The organism is Psychrobacter piscatorii (assembly GCF_904846415.1).
In the GTDB taxonomy this organism is placed as follows: Bacteria; Pseudomonadota; Gammaproteobacteria; order Pseudomonadales; family Moraxellaceae; genus Psychrobacter; species Psychrobacter piscatorii.
The window spans coordinates 13,261-30,842 of the sequence record NZ_CAJHAR010000024.1; the positions used below are offsets into that span (position 1 = coordinate 13,261).

Below are 17,582 nucleotides of genomic sequence, written 5' to 3' on the forward strand. Positions count from 1 at the left end.
ACGATAGGTTTATTCAACAAAAACAAAAAGCCCACTTTAATAATAGTGGGCTTTTTTGTCTCTATGGCAAAATCATAATGTACAGATTACAACGTTTGCGGGTTGTCTGATAGGTGCTGCTCACGTAGCTTTTGACGCAATACTTTACCCACGTTGCTTTTTGGTAGTTCGCTGACAAACTCAATGTGACGCGGACATTTATAACCGGTTAGATTATCCAATGCAAACTCTTTAATATCTTCTTTGGTGACATTATTATCTGCAGGGACAATATAGATTTTGACGGCTTCACCTTGGTTTTCATCAGGGATGCCAATCACGGCGCAATCAACGATACCCTCGTGGTCAAGCATAACGGCTTCGATCTCATTCGGGAACACATTAAAACCTGAGACCAAGATCATGTCTTTTTTACGGTCTAGTAAAGTAAAGTAGCCTTTCTCATCCATGCTTACGATATCACCAGTACGGAAATACCCATCGCGAGTGAAATCGGTCGTATTGTCTCTATTAAAATAGCCTGACATGACGTTCGGACCTTTGATACACATTTCACCTGCCTGATGCATGGCGACACGTTCACCATTTTCGTCGACGACGATGATATCGACACTAGGAACGGGTATGCCAATAGAGCCATTGAATTTGCGGTCAGTGACCACATTAGCAGTACCGCCAGCGACGCCTTCAGTCATACCCCAGCCTTCAACCATAGGGCATCCAGTCACTTCTAACCAACGTGCTGCGGTTTGTTCAGTTGCTGCCATACCGCCCGCCTGAGTGATACGTAAGGCGCTAAAGTCCAAATCTTTAAAGTTTGGCTGATCAAGCAATCCTTTAAATAGGGTATTGACCGCAGGGAAAATATGGAACGGCTGTTTTGATAGGGTTTTAACAAACCCTGGCATATCGCGTGGATTGGGTACTAATATAAAGGTATAACCTGAGCGCATACCAAGTAGACTGAGCATAAAGGCGAAAATATGATACAGCGGCAACGCCATCACCATATTGATGTATACCTCGTTGATGCCTGAGGTCACAGGACGATACCATGCTTCTGACTGCATCGCCGCCGCGACGACATTACGTTGGGTTAAAACAGCCCCTTTAGAAAGACCAGTTGTACCACCTGTGTACTGTAGAATCGCTTTTTGTTGCAGTGTGGTTTTGGGGTCTTGAAGCGGTAAGTTGCGCCCTTTTTTGAGTACTTCAGGAAACTTGGTCACATTGTACTTTGGGTCATTCAGGTTGTACTTGGGCACCAAGCGTTTGACCTGACGGATAACGGTATTCACCAAAATACCTTTTAGACCCATCATATCGCCCATTTTTGATAGGACAATGCGTTTGACATTGGTCTCTTCGATGACCTGCTCAAGCGCTTGAGCAAAATTATCCACCACAAAAATCACCTGAGCACCTGAATCATTTAATTGATGACGTAGCTCACGACCTGTATACAGTGGGTTAATAGGGGTGCAGACATAGCCTGCGCGTAAGATACCAATCATGGTTGGCAAATATTGTGGGACATTTGGCATCATAAGTGCCACGACGCTGCCTTTCGGTAAGCCTTGAGCTTGTAACCATGCTGCTACTGCCAGTGACGCCTTATCAACATCATCATAGGTATGAGTCACACCCATACAGATAGTCATCGGATGCATACGAAAACGATTGAAGCACTCCTCATATAGTTCTATGAGGCTTTCATATTGATCAGGGTTGATGGTCTTGGGTACGTTTTCGGGGTATTGAGCAAGCCAAGGTTTATCTGCTGTCATGCCTAGCGTCCTTAAATTAAGATAAGTTAAGGTTCTATAAAAAAGTAGTCACATCCATGTCGACGATATACATCAGTGCCTTTTGAGCGATGAATTGTCGAGTGCTATCCTTTGTTTTCACATACTGCTAAAGTACAGAGTCCTTTATAAAATTTGATTCAACTGCTAAGAATGAGCTACTAAAAAATAAGCATCTAAGTAGCTCAAACGGCTGATTACTGTTTTTAAAATTAAAATCCTTATTCAAATTAACAGTCGTAAAATGACCTAAATTAAATATTCAATTAATCTAAATCGATAGAAAACTTAGTGACACATTTCGGCATTACATTAACATAACTACAACTAAATTCGTTACGGCTATCAAAGAACTCAATAGTTTATATTTACGTTTGATATATTGAACAATATGTGTTGAAAGGTAAAAGAGACAAGAGGTTCACGCTAATGAATGGTATTTATCATTTATATAATCATTGGTAAAAGTTATAAAAATGACAATTAAAAAGGAATATACAGAGACGAATATGTAGAATGAAAAAAGCGCCTTATAATTAAGATAAGGCGCTTTTTTATTGAGAGAATTTGCTTATCGTTGAGGATGATCTGCTTGATGTTTTTCACGTAGTTTTTGACGTAGTACTTTACCGACATTACTTTTCGGTAATTCGCTGACAAATTCAATATGACGCGGACATTTATAGCCAGTTAGGTTGTCTAGTGCAAAATCTTTGATAATTTCTTTAGTCACATTGTTGTCTTCAGGAACCACGTATATTTTGACAGCCTCACCCTGATGGCTATCAGGAATACCGATTACTGCACAGTCAAGGATACCATCACAGTCGAGCATGACAGATTCGATCTCATTGGGAAAAACATTAAATCCTGATACCAAGATCATGTCCTTTTTACGATCTAATAGTTTGATATAGCCCTTATCATCCATACTAACGATGTCTCCAGTACGGAAGTAACCGTCACTAGTAAAATCACCACTACTATCTCGGTTTAGATATCCAGAAGTTACATTGGGTCCTTTGATACATAATTCGCCGCCTTCGTTCAGTTTTACCTGATTGCCTTCTTCGTCGATAATGATGACATCTACGCCAGGGGCAGGCACGCCAATGGTGCCATTAAACTCACGGTTTGTAATCACGTTCGCTGTGCCGACGGCAACACCCTCCGTCATACCCCAACCTTCAATCATTGCGCAGCCAGTCACCTCTAGCCAACGTTTGGCAGTTTGCTCGGTTGCAGCCATGCCGCCAGCCTGTGAAATACGAAGCGAGTTAAAGTTTAAGTCTTTGAAATTTGGATTATCTAATAGCCCTTTAAAGAGAGTGTTGACGGCGGGGAAGATATGGAACGGTTGTTTTGATAAGGTTTTGACAAATCCAGGAATATCACGCGGATTGGGTACCAGTATGAAGGTATAACCTGAGCGCATACCCAGTAGACTAAGCATAAAAGCAAAAATATGATAAAGCGGTAGCGCCATGACCATATTGATATATACCTCATTGATCTCTGAGGTGATAGGTCGTGTCCATGCTTCTGATTGCATTGCCGCTGCCACAACATTGCGCTGTGATAAAATAGCACCTTTAGAGAGCCCTGTGGTACCACCGGTATATTGTAAGAATGCTTTTTGGTCTAAAGACATCTTTGGCTGTTGGAAAGGTAGGTTTTTACCTTTCTTCAATACGTCAGGAAATTTAGTGACATGATATTTAGGGTCGTTGAGATTGTACTTAGGAACTAAGCGCTTGACCTGACGGATAATAGTATTTACTAAAATCCCTTTTAAACCCATCATATCGCCCATTTTCGATAGGATAATACGTTTGATAGAGGTCTCTTCAATGACCTGCTCCAGCGCCTGAGCAAAGTTATCGACCACAAATATTGCTTGTGCACCAGAGTCATTAAGCTGATGCCGTAGCTCTCGACCAGTGTAAAGTGGGTTGACAGGGGTACAAATGTAACCTGCACGCAAAATTCCGATCATGGTTGGTAAGTATTGAGGTACGTTTGGCATCATGAGCGCCACGACACTGCCTTTGGGCAAGCCTTGCTCTTGTAACCATGCTGCTACCGCTAGTGATGCTTTGTCAACGTCATTATAAGTATGGGTCACACCCATGCAGATGCTCATCGGATGACCGCGAAACCGGTCAAAACATTCTTCGTACAGCTCCATAATGCTACTGTATCTATCAGGATCAATAGTTTTTGGTACACCTGCGGGATATTGAGAAAGCCAAGGTTTGTTCGGCATCATGGTCAGCGTCCTTGCAATTTGATATAGGTGAATGTTTTTTAAGAAAGCAGTCATATGCATGTCAATATCATAAATCAGCATCAATGTGATTAACCTGCTATTGGATGCAATAACGTCCGTGTCTGCTTGCTTTTGTTGCCGTTGTTCAATGCTAATTAACTACTGATGGGTGAGCTAAATGAATCAAACAATTAGATAATCTAATGACAGAAATAACCTGTATTTCAATTAGATGTTATCTGGTTTTTGCAACTACGGTATCAAAAAAACGATACATTTAAGCAATACAGTAGCATGAATAATGTTGAAGACAATAATAGAAAGCAAGACTGAGCAGTACATAGATAAAGCTGAAAAATTTGAGACATCTATGATGTTTAAGAAATGAGATAAAGTAAGGCGTATTTTTGAGCTGGTAATGAATATAAAGACAGGGCAGATTGTTTATTAATGATGGATAAAGTAATTGACTGTTTAGATGAGTGAACGAGCTTATGTAGATAAACAACGGTCTGGTTTTTTAGAATGATAATGCTTGATCGTCAACATGAGGGATAAGATCAGAGAAAAAACTAACGAGGTAAAATAAACTGCTGATTTTTATTAAAAAAGCGTCGATAAATCAGCAAAGCACTAATCGTACAGCCAAGCGTACTACTTACACATATCAAAAACATCGTCACTATCTGATAGCGTACCGCTTGAGTGGGGTCGGCGCCCGCCAATATTTGGCCAGTCATCATGCCGGGCAAGCTGACAATTCCAACGACCAACATAGAGTTGAGCGTTGGGGTCATCCCATTGGTAATCGCAGCACGTATCTGCTCATGCACAGCTTCAAATGGTCTAGCAGAAAGGCTCAGCATCATCTCGATACGCCCTTGCTGCTCATGAAAAGCTTCAATCAGTTGATTGCTCGTTAATGAGATGGCTGTCAAAGAATTGCCCAATATCAGCCCCAATATAGGAATAATGAATTGCGGGGTATACCAAGGCTGTACTCTTAGAATAACGATCATCGCTATTGCAGTGACCAGTGTCGCTGAGGTGCCGACGGCTAGTAGCGTGTCGGTTAGCAACCCTTTATAGCTGCGTTTGACACGATTTTTGGCGGCACTCCCTGCAATCAGAGTCATGATGGTCAAAATCAGCAGAACTTCATACCACTGCTCACGGGCAAAAATCCATGCCAGTATCAGACCAATAAAGCTAAGCTGCACAATGGTGCGAACAGCAGCTATCAACAGCGTTTTTGTCAGTTTTAAGCGCAGTTGCCATGAGATGAGTAGTACGATGATAATCATACAACTGGCGAGTGCAATATCACTGTAAGTTAGAAATACTTGCATATCATCCATACCATTCATGGGTGCTCATGATAAAAGGGTAAAAAAGATGGGAGTATAATGAACGCAATCTACTCAAGGTTTTGGGGAAAACTTTAACAACAGTGTTCTATAATACCTCAGTTAGTACACCTGCTTGCATACGCCAATGCCTATGAGCCAGCGGCATGATATCTTTGGTATCATGAGTCACCCATAACAACGTGCGCTGAGTATCTGCTTGTAACCACCTCGTAAGAAGAGTGACCAGCTGCGCTGAGGTATCGATATCTAGCGCAGCGGTTGGTTCATCTAGCAATAGTACTTGTGCGTTTAATTGTAATAGACGCAACGTATTCACCAATTGACGCTCACCACCAGATAAATGATGAGACTCTTGTTGCAAAAAGTCTGAATGTCTATTGAGCGTCTCAAGCTGGGATATATGCCAGTTTATATCAAAACTTTGAGTCCGATGTGCCTGCAAGTCATAAGGCATTTTTAGGTTTTCAAGCACGCTCCCTTCTAATAACTGTGGATGCTGAGCAAGTAGAGCAACGTGCTTACGCCAATCCGTAGGTGAAGCGGTGTCGATGCTTTTATGGTTCTGATTTGGCGTGGCATCACTGCGCAGATAAATGTCGCCAGTAGTCATCGGCAATAATCCTGCCAGCACCCGCAATAGTACCGACTTGCCACTACCAGAAGCACCAGTTAAAACGGTGACTTGCCCTGATAGTAGCTTGCCACTCGCACCGTTTATCAATATGCGGCTATGAGGCGATAGGCCACCAGATAGCGCATTTTTTTGTCGCTTATGTGACCATCTTTGATAGAGCTTATGCGGTGCAAAGGTTTTTGTCTGTTCACCACTACTGTGCTTAGGATTATCGCTACCGACTACCGGTCTGCCATGCACCCAGAGATTATTAAATTCAAGCAAGGGTCTATCAGGATCAATGCGCATAGCGTTCTACAGTCGCTCGTTCATTTGCTCACTAATCGCCTGCTTAATGGCATCTCGTAGCTCTCTTGGTACACGGATAGGGCGCATGGGTGTGGTATTCACTGCGTTGTCAGGTTGAATATCAGTTTTTTCATTATTGGCCATTGGCTCTGGCTTAACGAGGTTTTGCACACAGGCAATGACGATTTTGGTGCTACTCAATAGTTGGCTACTAGCTTTGTCTGAGGCACTATTATCTGATGTGCTGCGATGAATGCTTTGATAAAATATGATGCTGGCAGGCTTTAGCTCTACTTTATCGATGCGTACAGAGATGACCTCATCTAAGAGAATAGCTCTTTTGTACTGTAAATCCGCCTGACTCACGACAAAATGCTGTATATCGCCATCATCAGTTTGCAAAAAGTAACCGTTTAAGCCTAGTTTGGTAAACCAATCACGGCGGCAGTTTTCGAAAAACACCAGATGGTTGGCGTGATAAACTATGCCGCCTGCATCCGTATGGTTGATGTAGACGTTATAATCTTTAGCAAATAGTGGTTCCATATTATTATTCACGGCTGTATTTTTATTTTTATGCTCAGTTGTCGTCATAAGGGTGCTCAGTATTTTTGATAAAGGTTGTTTGGCGAACGTAATTTATATATGCGGGCAAATAAGAAACCCAACAAGAAATAGTCTCTATTATATTTATAATAAGCGCTACTCTAGCTCAAGATATAAAGCCATGCAACAGCTAGGGCGGCCTAGGTCTGTTATCATAGACATTTGCATCGCATACATCTATATCAGCACCGTATTTTAATCAATCAGTATAGGACAGTTTATGACCCGTTTTGTCAGTTTTAATATCAATGGTATCCGTGCTCGCCAGCATCAGCTTGAGGCAGTGCGCGAGGTAATCGATCCTGATGTCATGGGTCTACAAGAGACCAAAGTCCATGACGATCAATTTCCACTTGATGACATAGAAGGTCTAGGATATCACGTAGAGTATTTTGGGCAAAAAGGACATTATGGCGTGGCATTACTGTCAAAAGTGGCACCTATATTTGTACAAAAAGGTTTTCCTAGCGAAGATGCTGAAGCACAAAAGCGTTTTATACATGCACGCTATGAGTTTGAAGGGCGTGAAGTGGATGTGCTCAACGGTTATTTTCCGCAAGGAGAGAGCCAAGACCATCCGACCAAATTTCCGATGAAGCGTGCTTATTATGCAGATTTAATGGCTTATATTGATACACTAAAGGCAGAAGGTCGTTCGATCATTGTCATGGGTGATATGAATATTGCGCCAGAAGACATTGATATCGGTATCGGTGAGGTCAATGCAAAGCGCTGGTTAAAAAATAGAAAAACCTCGTTTTTGCCAGAGGAACGCGAATGGTACTCAGCATTGATGTCGCGTGAGTTGACCGATACGTACCGTCTGCACTATCCAGAGAGTACCGAATTATACAGCTGGTTTGATTATCGCAGTCGCGGCTTTAATGATGAACCTAAGCGCGGTCTACGTATCGATCATATCCTATGCACCTCTGATCTTGTCAATGAATGCATCGATGCTGGAATCAGCTATGAGCTGCGTGCTATGGAAAAACCCTCAGATCATGCGCCAATCTGGTCGGCATTTGATCTAAAAAAACCGTAATATTCAGATATAGTCAATTCACTATAAAAGCGTTACAGCGTTAACCTCGCTTGAAGTATGAAATATACATTTGCACTCGGTTGCCTTGTACCGCCTTTAAATTGGATCAACTATAGTGTTTATTACACATTTAAAAAAAACGATAAAAATTGAAAAATAAGGATTTTACTATGGCTGTTGGAAACGTAGCAGTACCTGATACTATTTATCCCATTGATGGCATTAAGCTGAGCGCAACTGCCGCAGGCGTACGCTACAAAAATCGTGACGATTTGGTCGTGATCGAAATCGCTGAACAGGCCACGACCGCAGTTGTCACGACTAAAAGTACATTTTGCGCCGCGCCTGTACGTATATTACGTGAGCACTTTGCCGCGGCCAGTCCGCGCTATTTGGTAACCAATACAGGTAATGCGAACGCTGGGACAGGCGCTGATGGTAAACGCCGCGCTACTGACATCTGTACTGCCTTGGCTGACAAGGCTGGCGTAGAGGCTAATACAGTACTGCCATTCTCTACTGGCGTGATTGGCGAGCCATTAAATAGTGACGCGGTCATTGCAGGTTTAGACGATGCAATAGCAAACTTGGCTTCTGACAGCTGGCTGGCTGCTGCTAATGGTATCCGAACGACAGATACTATCCCTAAGCTTGCTAGCCAAAAAATCGACGTTGCAGGTACTAGCTATCATATCACTGGTATGTCAAAAGGCTCAGGCATGATACGTCCAAATATGGCGACCATGCTAGGTTATGTCGCAACGGATGCCAATATCGCCGCCGACTTATTGCAAGAGATGCTAAGCGCTATCAATGAGCAATCTTTTAACCGTATTACCGTTGATGGTGATACATCAACCAATGATTGCTGTGTATTGATTGCGACAGGCGCTGCCAGCTCAGATGTGATTGATAGCCCAGAACATCCGCATTATCAGGCTGTTTTTGATGCACTGCGCGAAGTGTTTGTACGTTTGGCACAGCTAATTGTCCGTGACGGTGAAGGCGCTACTAAATTCATGACCGTCAAAGTGACTGGCGGTCAGACCACGCAAGAATGTTGCGATGTGGCTTATGCAGTGGCGCATTCGCCGTTGGTGAAAACGGCATTCTTTGCGAGTGATGCAAACTGGGGACGCATCTTGGCGGCAGTCGGTTATGCTGGTATTGACGACCTAGATACCGAGCAAGTCGATGTGTATTTGGATGAGGTGATGATTTGTCAAAATGGCGGTGTTGCGCCCAGCTATACAGAAGAAGCAGGTAAGAAAGTCATGAGCCGCGCTGAGATTACCATTCACATTGATCTTGCTCGTGGTGATGCTAGTGATACGGTGTATACCTGCGATTTATCATACGACTATGTCAAGATAAACGCTGACTATCGCAGTTAGAAAAGGTTTTAAAAGCTCTAATTTTGACAGATTTTTTAAATCTATTTATAAAAAGCCAGAGTACATATTGCTCTGGCTTTTTAGTGTCTAATACTAAGCTGGTATCAAATGACTCTGTTATTCAATACGCTTTATTAACATCAGTTGCAAAAGCTGACGTTACTTTACAAAGCAGTCATAGAGAGTAAGGTGAGTTGCGGCCTATACTTGCTCGGGTAAACAGATGATATTCACTACACCGCTAGTAAAGCTGGCAAGAGATTTTAATTAGCGTGACTTAAATATCATCATGATAGAAAAAAGCTTTGTTGCATAAGAAAATGCATTAAGGTTTTCAAAATAATAAGTTTAGATAGAAAACGAAGAATTATTACTAATCATCTGAGGATTGAACAATGAAAAAATTAGCACTTGCAGCATTGATGACAACGTTTGCGCTTACTGGTTGTTCTACTATGGACGTGGACAACGAGCGTACAATGGTTGTAGAAGGCCAGCCTATGAACGTTAAAGTGGTTAATATCCCAAGTTTTGAAGTGGAAATCGCACCGCGTAAAGCAGTTTGTGATCTGACTGCAACAGACGGTACGATGGTTGAATCACAGTGCCTACAGTATCGCCAAACTTACCAGAAAAACTACACCACTCTAAATGGTAATATCCAAGGCTTTACTTATGAGCCAAACTATCGTTATGTCTTAGATGTACGTCAAGAAGCAGTCACTGCTGAAGGGTCTAATATGGTCAAACCAGTTTGGATTCTAAACGAAGTGGTTTCAAAAACTGCTGAATAAGATAGCTTGAAAGTCTACACTTAATAAAAAGGCCGCTAATTTATTAGCGGCCTTTTTATTATTACGATATCTGCTGCGATGGTGAAATAGAGCAATTAAAGGTAAAATTTATCAGTTACATTAACATTGACTGTAGTTAACACTAACGCCGCGCGTCGCAGTAGGAATTCTATTATCAGCGTAGACAGCTAGGCCACCACGAGCAGTCTCTTTATATTTATCAGACATATCAGCACCTGTCTGTTTCATGGTTTCTATAGCCTTATCCAAAGAGACGAAATGCTGACCATTTCCTCTACAGGCCAGACGTGCTGCATTGATAGCTTTGACCGCACCCATGGCATTGCGCTCGATGCAAGGCACCTGCACTAGACCACCAATAGGGTCGCAGGTCAGACCTAAATTATGCTCAATACCGATTTCTGCCGCATTTAAGCATTTAGCTGGTGTCCCATTCATGATCTCTGCTAATGCAGAACCTGCCATCGCACATGCCGATCCAACCTCGCCTTGGCAGCCGACTTCAGCACCAGAGATGGAGGCGTTTTGCTTGATTAGGCTACCGATAGCGGTGGCGTTCAATAAAAACTTGCGGACACCATCTTGGCTGTAGTTAGGTAAAAAATCACGATAGTAGTGCAATACTGCAGGAATGATACCCGCTGCGCCATTGGTGGGTGCGGTCACAACTTTGCCGCCATTGGCGTTCTCTTCATTGACGGCGAGCGCGTATAAGTCTACCCAATCCATGGCGGCTAATTTATCAGTTTTGGTGATAGGTTGGTCTTTTTCCGCAGACAGTTGCATGTGTAAATCTTGTGCACGGCGTTTGACATCCAAGCCACCTGGCAAAATACCACCATTTTCACAGCCTTGCTTAACGCAATCTTGCATAACCTCCCAAATACTATCTAGGTAGGCAAATACTTCTTCTTTGTCATGGAAGTGGCATTCATTGGCCAGTACCAATTCGCTGATGCTCAAATCATACTGACGACATTGTTCTAGTAGTTCTGCTGCATTATTAAAAGGATAAGGCACGCTATCGATCGTTGGGCTGGCATGATCTTCATCCGGATCGGTGGCATCTTCTTCATTGATAACAAAACCACCACCAATCGAATAGTAGGTCTGCTGATAACGAGTACCGTCAGTCGACATAGCACGAAGCGTCAACGCGTTAGGGTGATAGGGCAGGACAGTATCGTCGTACCAATAAATATCCTGCTCTGTATCAAATGCAATCGTGTGAATACCTGACACATTTAATGTCTTGCCAGAAAAAATAGGAGAAAGATAGCTGCTGGTCATACGTGTATCAATAGTGCTAGGTGTATGGCCAAGTAACCCTAACAATATGGCAGTATCTGTTGCGTGCCCTTTTCCTGTTGCCGCCAAAGAACCATAAAGCTCGATTTCAATCTTTGCGATAGCCGTCAGTTCCATTTGCTTGGTCAATGAGGCTAAAAATAAATTGGCGGCTACCATTGGTCCCACTGTATGTGAGCTTGATGGACCAATGCCGATTTTAAATAAATCAAAAATACTAATCATAATGAGTTACCGAAAATTCAAAGGCTTGAGCAATTGTGATGATTGCCTTAAGCGCTTTTATTGAAAATATAATAGGCAGTCATCGCTCGCAGGCACCGTTAAAGGTACTTGTGAGTGGCTGTCTATGGAAAGTGTGCTGTAAAAGAGTACAAGTAGTGACTGAATAATCACTTTTATTTATTTTGAAACTCCGCTATCATGCTCGGAGTCAACGACTATGTAACATCCTGTAAGTCAGTACCGCTATTAAGTATGCTAGCTCGTAGAAGACCAAAAGTATTTTTGATAGTACATATTAATCTCATACAACTAGCAAGACTTGGCTATCATACCAAATAATACTTTTGGTTTATCATATTACAACATAAATGAATGAATTGGGATGACATATTATGGGTAGAGGATTATAGCGTTTTTCTACCTATATGATCTGCTATCCATACAACCCTGTCTATCAGCCTCTCAATTCAGCTCAGTTTTTACTTTATCAGTTATTTTAGCCTATTACCTCAGCTCACATAGGACACGCGCGCATGCCATCTCAAAAAGACCCATCATCAGCTTCAGACAACAGCGCTCAAGATCAGTCAGCTCAAAACTCATTAGAGGCTGCAGGTATTGATTCAGCAGCCATCAGTTATCCGCACAATCCAGATTTTGAAAATGGTCGCTGGTTTCCGACATGGCGACCTTACAAAGGCGATTTGGATCGTGATCCAGTGGGTATCAATGATTATCTGCCACCATCAAAGAGTGTATTACTTGGTATACAACATACATTTGCCATGTTTGGTGCGACCGTCCTTGCGCCATTATTGATGGGGTTTGACCCTAACTTAGCCATTTTGATGTCTGGTATCTGTACGGTGATGTTTTTTATGATCACTGGTGGACGCATGCCAAGCTACTTGGGATCAAGCTTTGCTTTTATCGGTCCAGTGATTGCGGTGACTGCGTATGCAGGGGCAGGGTTCAATGATAATTTGAATGTCGCGCTAGGCGGTATCATGGCCTGCGGTATCATTTATGCGTTGATTGGCCTATTGGTGATGAAAACCGGTACTGGCTGGATTGAGCGCTTGATGCCGCCTATCGTCACCGGTGCCATTGTTATGATTATCGGTCTTAACTTAGCACCAGTCACTATTCAGGGCGTATCTGCCAATCAGTTTGATGCTTGGATGGCCACGTTGACTGTATTACTCATCAGTGGGGTGGCTGTGTTTACCCGTGGCATGTTACGTCGTTTACTGCTACTCGTGGGTTTGGTATTGTCATACATCGCTTATTTTGTGATGACCAATATCCTAGGTTTTGGTGCGGCAATTGATTTTAGCGCAGTCGCTGCGGCTTCATGGTTTGGTCTGCCTAGCATTCATACCCCGCGCTTTGAGATGAGCGCTATTATTCTCATTGCGCCTGTTGCCTTTATTTTGGTCGCTGAAAACTTAGGTCACTTTAAGGCAGTGGAAGGCATGACCAAGTCTCGCGTGACCCCTTATATGGGCCGAGCATTTTTTGCCGATGGCTTGGCAACGACTTTCTCAGCAGGATTTGGCGGTACAGGTGTGACTACCTATGCTGAAAACATCGGGGTGATGGCTGTTACCAAAGTATATAGCACAACGATATTTGTTGTCGCAGGTGTGGTCGCTATTATATTAGGGTTATCACCAAAATTTGGTGCCATTATCCAAACGATACCAGCGGCTTTATTGGGCGGCGCTTCTATCGTCGTTTTCGGTCTGATCACGATCGCTGGGATAAAAATATGGATCGATAGCCATATTGATTTTAGTAAAAACAGCAACCTAATCATCGCGGCAGTGACGGTCATTATGGGTACTGGTAACTTTAGCTTGCACTTAGGCGGCTTTGATTTAGGCGGTATCGGTACGGCTACTTTAGCCGCTATCGTGTTAAATGCTTTGTTTAACCACAGCTCTGAAACTAAATAAGTAAGGCTGATGAGATTGAAGTTTGAGTCTATCGAATAAAAATAGTAAACGTATATCTTCTCTAATAAAAAGCGCCCATGCTATCTGTAGCATGGGCGCTTTTTTGTATGGCAGTGTTGAGCAACAGTAGTAGCGAACAACAGTATCGGAACTATTTATAATCGCGCTTATAAAATCTTGAAAAAAATCGATAGCGGCGTAGGGCGCGTGGTTTTGGTTTTAGTGACCCTAAATAAATAGCAAACATGGTTAACAAGGCGCCGCCCCATTGTAAGCTGTTGATAGGTTTGTCCAGCCAGCTATAATCAATGACAAGGGCTGCAATAGGCTCAGTTAGTAGTAATAAACCAGTCAGTGCCAGAGACAACTTGGGAATAGAGTAGGCAATCAGGCCCCATGCCAAACACTGCATCACTGTGCCGTAGATAAGCACCCAACCAATCTCCGACCATGTGTTGGGTAGGATATTACCTGTGTCAAATACAAACATCGGTATAATCATGGCTAAGACGCCACCGATACTGATTAGCTGCATTAGCATAAATATCGGTGTTGGTTCGGTATCATGCGTTTTGCGGATAAATGTCATTGATGCCGCTAACATTGCTCCTGATACAATACCAGTGACAAATCCCCAAGTCGCAGCGGTGTTGTGTGCAAATTCAGGGCTACCTATCATTGCCACGCCTATCATGGCTAAAAACAAACTAATAAGCTGCACGATAGACTGACGCTCATTAAAATACATAAAACCAATAGCGGCCAAGAAAAATATTTGCAAACTATTAAGCAGCGTCGAAATACCAGGCCCAACCGCATAAATACTCTCATGCCACAGCGCCAAATCTAATCCTAGAAATGCCCCCGATAGTAGCGCATAAAAAATAGCGCGTCTTGATTTGGGCATACGTTGGCCCATTATCTTAGCCAATACCGCAAATACAATACCAGAAACAGCCAATCGCCAAAACGACATGGCCCAACCACCAATATCGACATGAGCAACAATTAAGCTGCCCAATCCAAAAATGATACAACCAATGACTAAGCCAATAGGTGCAGATCGCGTTGAAGCAATAGCCATAATTTGTCCTTATAATAGTATTTGAATAACAGCATTTTGAATAACAATATTCTTATTATCATTGCATCATGTCAGAACTTATGTTGACATAAAGCCATATTGTCGTGGTTTTAAGTGCAAAATGAAATGGTAAAACCAAAATTTATTCTGGTTATTAGATAGGTCGTTACTATAGATAATCTATTAAACTACATAGTACGAAAAAGTCTCGCGGGCAGTAGAACCATATTGTGGCCTTACTCCCACAATAATGCTTGTACAACAGCGCTTATATAATCGAGTCACATCCTTACAGGAATGACATTGGCGCTGATAGCACAATTTGTTAGTCTAGTACTTCTAGAATCGACAATCATTATTTGCTATATCAAACAATCTATATTATTTGCTTGGGTTTGCTTATGCTTCGACATTTTATGTCAAAAATACAACCAAATGTGACCTCTTGTTTGCCTCGAAAAATATCGCAATTTAGCTTTGCGATAGGTATCGTCTCTAGTGCATTTCTTTTAATGCCTAGCGCACAAGCGGCCAGTTGCAAGCTCCCCAAAAGCTACTATAAAAACGTCTCTTGTACGTCTACTAGCGGCTATTTTTTAGCAATCAAAGATTTTGGTGCCCCAGTCGCTCTGATTGACAGCAAAGGTAAAAGGGTCGTTGATTTATCACGCTATCAGAAAGTCAATGCCGATAAGATATCGGGCGGGCTATTACCCGTATTGCGCAACAGTCGAGTCGGTTATCTCAATATGCAGGGCCGCGAGGTCGTGCCAGCAATGTACGATATGCTCACAGGAAATCAAGGGTGGGCGCGTCCAGTATCTGAAGGACGTATCGTCGTAAAAAAAGATGGTAATTACGGTGTTATCAATACCTCCAACAGCACGGTTGTCTCGTTTTCAGCATCGATTGACGAGATCGATGATTATCGTAATGGGAGAGCGCGCGTCCGTAAAAACAGTGCGATAAGTTGGTTGGATAAAAATGGTAATGCAACGCGTGATCCAAATGCTCAGGATGATAGTCAGTCGGCTAAAAAATCCTCAGCTTCTCCCAACAATACATCATCACAATCAAGACAACCTGCACCCACACGTTTTACGACGTTACAATCACGTCAGCAAGATGGAAAATGGGGCTTCGTTGACGACAACGACGTTACGATGATTACCTATTCGTTTGATGAAGTCCGTCCATTCTCTGAAGAATTCGCGGGCGTTCGTATCGGAGAAGAGTGGGGCTTTGTCAATCTGGGCGGTGAGCTAGTGATTCCTTTTCGCTTCACTAATGATGGGGTATTGGCTGATGATAATTATAAGGGTCAACCCTCATTTGTATTTACAGGCGGTAAGGCATGGATCGGCAATTTAAAAAATGGCAATAAAATGTGTATCGATAAAGAAGGTACAGGTGTCAGCTGCGATTAGCGTTATATCTATAATTGGTATACAACGAAAAAGAGTGTAAATCCTATCCGTTATCGATAGGATTTGCACTCTTTTTTATGGCTAGTGTTACTATAGGCAAATAGCTATTTTTCTAACAAATGATTACTAATCAAATCGACCATATAAGGCTGATAATATTCTGGAATATCATGCGCCATACCTTCGATTAAATGAAACTTGGCATTAGGAATGGTTTTTGCCACCACTCGACCTTGTGACGCCGGTAGTAATCCGTCAGCGCTACCATGTAATACAATCGTTGGTGCTTTGACTTGTTTACTAAAGCGGCTGATAGAGCCTGACGCCAAGATGGCATTGAGCTGCTGCACCGTACCGAGTGGGTGAAAATTGCGTTGATAGCGAATTTTGGCAATTTCACGCACCATGCGCACATTGACGTGACCTGGTGTACCAACAGTTTTCATAAACCAGACACTATGGCGTACGATATCACGCTCAGAATGGCTCTCTGGACGATTGATAAGGGTGTATAGCTGCTTAGGTCTTGGCGGTTTTAAAAATGCTCGATTGGTCGTGGTAAACATAAGCGCCATACGCTGCACCAAGCTTGGATAACGTGCCGCCACAATTTGTGCAATCATCCCGCCCATAGAGGCACCAAGCAGATGCGTTTTGCCAAGCTTTAGCGCCTTGATCAAACGCGCGGTGTCTTCTGCCATGTCAGTCAAGTTATAAGCAACCTGAGTGCTTTTGTTCGATAACCCCGTTTGTAGGCGTACCATCATTTTGAGCTGGCTGATACGAGGTAGGCCCTCGATCTGTACTTTAGAAGACAGGCCAATATCACGATTGTCAAAACGGATCACAAAAAAACCAGCATCAATAAAGCGCTTAATAAAATTGTCTGGCCAAAATATCATTTGCGAACCCAGCCCCATGATCATCAGTAGGGGCGGATTATTAGGGTTACCACCCGCTTCGACGCACAGCTCTATACCATCACCAATATCAATCATTGCTTGATGAAGGTGTTGGCTAAGATCGGAGTCGCGCCACTGATGATTCCCAAACCGCTGCCATTCAGGAGTAGGGTAAAAGTCTAGAGTATTGTCTAAACTGGTATCTGACGTTTCCGGCAATTTGGCACTATTAATGTCATTTGATGTTGTCATGAAGTGTCCTAATTAGAGGGTCATCTACTACAGCTCAAGCATCTCAAAATCAAGCTTGCCGACACCGCACTCAGGGCAGGTCCAGTCATCAGGGATGTCTTCCCATTTGGTACCAGGGGCAATACCTTCTTCAGGGCAACCAAGCGCTTCATCATAGATCCAGCCGCAGACAATACATTCATAACGTTTCATAAATAGTC

Annotated in this window: 14 protein-coding genes; 5 read left to right on the top strand and 9 right to left on the bottom strand. The window is 42.8% G+C overall.

Features of this window, described 5'->3' with window-relative positions; all coding sequences use genetic code 11:
• Positions 1-86 precede the first annotated feature (86 nt).
• The 5 genes from JMX83_RS10865 to JMX83_RS10885 form a co-directional block, all read right to left on the bottom strand.
• Positions 87-1,787 (bottom strand): AMP-binding protein, encoded by a 1,701-nt coding sequence (locus JMX83_RS10865; RefSeq protein WP_201601619.1) that lies wholly within the window; start codon positions 1,785-1,787, stop codon positions 87-89.
• Positions 1,788-2,376: 589 nt separating this feature from the next.
• Positions 2,377-4,074, bottom strand: a complete 1,698-nt coding sequence (locus tag JMX83_RS10870; RefSeq protein ID WP_201601621.1) for an AMP-binding protein — start codon at positions 4,072-4,074, stop codon at positions 2,377-2,379.
• Between the two features lie 572 nt (positions 4,075-4,646).
• Positions 4,647-5,441, bottom strand: coding sequence for an ABC transporter permease (locus JMX83_RS10875; protein ID WP_201601623.1), 795 nt, complete (start codon positions 5,439-5,441; stop codon positions 4,647-4,649).
• Positions 5,442-5,529: 88 nt separating this feature from the next.
• Positions 5,530-6,366, bottom strand: a complete 837-nt coding sequence (locus JMX83_RS10880; RefSeq protein ID WP_201601625.1) for an ABC transporter ATP-binding protein — start codon at positions 6,364-6,366, stop codon at positions 5,530-5,532.
• Between the two features lie 6 nt (positions 6,367-6,372).
• On the bottom strand, positions 6,373-6,960 hold the full coding sequence (locus JMX83_RS10885) for a hotdog domain-containing protein (RefSeq protein WP_201601627.1): 588 nt from the start codon (positions 6,958-6,960) through the stop codon (positions 6,373-6,375).
• A gap of 232 nt (positions 6,961-7,192) precedes the next feature.
• Between JMX83_RS10885 and xthA the strand changes: the two genes are divergently transcribed.
• From xthA to JMX83_RS10900, 3 genes are all read left to right on the top strand, one after another.
• Complete coding sequence (gene xthA, locus JMX83_RS10890) at positions 7,193-8,017, top strand: exodeoxyribonuclease III (protein WP_201601629.1); 825 nt, start codon at positions 7,193-7,195, stop codon at positions 8,015-8,017.
• 170 nt (positions 8,018-8,187) lie between these two features.
• Positions 8,188-9,411: a bifunctional glutamate N-acetyltransferase/amino-acid acetyltransferase ArgJ gene (gene argJ, locus JMX83_RS10895; protein WP_201601631.1), complete on the top strand. Its 1,224-nt coding sequence runs from the start codon at positions 8,188-8,190 to the stop codon at positions 9,409-9,411.
• A gap of 395 nt (positions 9,412-9,806) precedes the next feature.
• Complete coding sequence (locus JMX83_RS10900; protein WP_201601633.1) at positions 9,807-10,205, top strand: DUF4377 domain-containing protein; 399 nt, start codon at positions 9,807-9,809, stop codon at positions 10,203-10,205.
• 120 nt (positions 10,206-10,325) lie between these two features.
• Here JMX83_RS10900 and JMX83_RS10905 read toward each other — a convergent pair whose 3' ends face one another.
• Positions 10,326-11,759 (bottom strand): L-serine ammonia-lyase, encoded by a 1,434-nt coding sequence (locus JMX83_RS10905; RefSeq protein WP_265089535.1) that lies wholly within the window; start codon positions 11,757-11,759, stop codon positions 10,326-10,328.
• A 533-nt stretch (positions 11,760-12,292) separates the two neighbouring features.
• On the opposite strand from JMX83_RS10905, the gene JMX83_RS10910 reads away from it, so the two are divergent.
• Entirely contained in the window at positions 12,293-13,717 is a 1,425-nt protein-coding gene (locus JMX83_RS10910; RefSeq protein WP_201601636.1) for a solute carrier family 23 protein, read from the top strand.
• A 151-nt stretch (positions 13,718-13,868) separates the two neighbouring features.
• Here the strand turns inward: JMX83_RS10910 and JMX83_RS10915 are convergent, their stop codons facing one another.
• Entirely contained in the window at positions 13,869-14,801 is a 933-nt protein-coding gene (locus tag JMX83_RS10915) for a DMT family transporter (protein WP_201601639.1), read from the bottom strand.
• A 416-nt stretch (positions 14,802-15,217) separates the two neighbouring features.
• Between JMX83_RS10915 and JMX83_RS10920 the strand changes: the two genes are divergently transcribed.
• The gene (locus JMX83_RS10920) at positions 15,218-16,228 is read left to right on the top strand and encodes a WG repeat-containing protein (RefSeq protein WP_227675824.1); all 1,011 of its coding nucleotides are present in this window, start codon (positions 15,218-15,220) and stop codon (positions 16,226-16,228) included.
• A 104-nt stretch (positions 16,229-16,332) separates the two neighbouring features.
• Here JMX83_RS10920 and JMX83_RS10925 read toward each other — a convergent pair whose 3' ends face one another.
• A complete protein-coding gene (locus JMX83_RS10925) occupies positions 16,333-17,382 on the bottom strand; it encodes an alpha/beta fold hydrolase (protein WP_201601643.1) in 1,050 nt (349 codons plus the stop codon).
• A gap of 27 nt (positions 17,383-17,409) precedes the next feature.
• Complete coding sequence (locus JMX83_RS10930; protein WP_057759803.1) at positions 17,410-17,574, bottom strand: rubredoxin; 165 nt, start codon at positions 17,572-17,574, stop codon at positions 17,410-17,412.
• Positions 17,575-17,582: the final 8 nt, after the last annotated feature.

Coding starts and splice junctions, on each gene's coding strand:
- JMX83_RS10865 (WP_201601619.1), bottom strand. CDS start 1,787: ATGACAGCAGATAAACCTTGGCTTGCTCAATACCCCGAAAACGTACCC.
- JMX83_RS10870 (WP_201601621.1), bottom strand. CDS start 4,074: ATGATGCCGAACAAACCTTGGCTTTCTCAATATCCCGCAGGTGTACCA.
- JMX83_RS10875 (WP_201601623.1), bottom strand. CDS start 5,441: ATGAATGGTATGGATGATATGCAAGTATTTCTAACTTACAGTGATATT.
- JMX83_RS10880 (WP_201601625.1), bottom strand. CDS start 6,366: ATGCGCATTGATCCTGATAGACCCTTGCTTGAATTTAATAATCTCTGG.
- JMX83_RS10885 (WP_201601627.1), bottom strand. CDS start 6,960: ATGACGACAACTGAGCATAAAAATAAAAATACAGCCGTGAATAATAAT.
- xthA (WP_201601629.1), top strand. CDS start 7,193: ATGACCCGTTTTGTCAGTTTTAATATCAATGGTATCCGTGCTCGCCAG.
- argJ (WP_201601631.1), top strand. CDS start 8,188: ATGGCTGTTGGAAACGTAGCAGTACCTGATACTATTTATCCCATTGAT.
- JMX83_RS10900 (WP_201601633.1), top strand. CDS start 9,807: ATGAAAAAATTAGCACTTGCAGCATTGATGACAACGTTTGCGCTTACT.
- JMX83_RS10905 (WP_265089535.1), bottom strand. CDS start 11,759: ATGATTAGTATTTTTGATTTATTTAAAATCGGCATTGGTCCATCAAGC.
- JMX83_RS10910 (WP_201601636.1), top strand. CDS start 12,293: ATGCCATCTCAAAAAGACCCATCATCAGCTTCAGACAACAGCGCTCAA.
- JMX83_RS10915 (WP_201601639.1), bottom strand. CDS start 14,801: ATGGCTATTGCTTCAACGCGATCTGCACCTATTGGCTTAGTCATTGGT.
- JMX83_RS10920 (WP_227675824.1), top strand. CDS start 15,218: ATGTCAAAAATACAACCAAATGTGACCTCTTGTTTGCCTCGAAAAATA.
- JMX83_RS10925 (WP_201601643.1), bottom strand. CDS start 17,382: ATGACAACATCAAATGACATTAATAGTGCCAAATTGCCGGAAACGTCA.
- JMX83_RS10930 (WP_057759803.1), bottom strand. CDS start 17,574: ATGAAACGTTATGAATGTATTGTCTGCGGCTGGATCTATGATGAAGCG.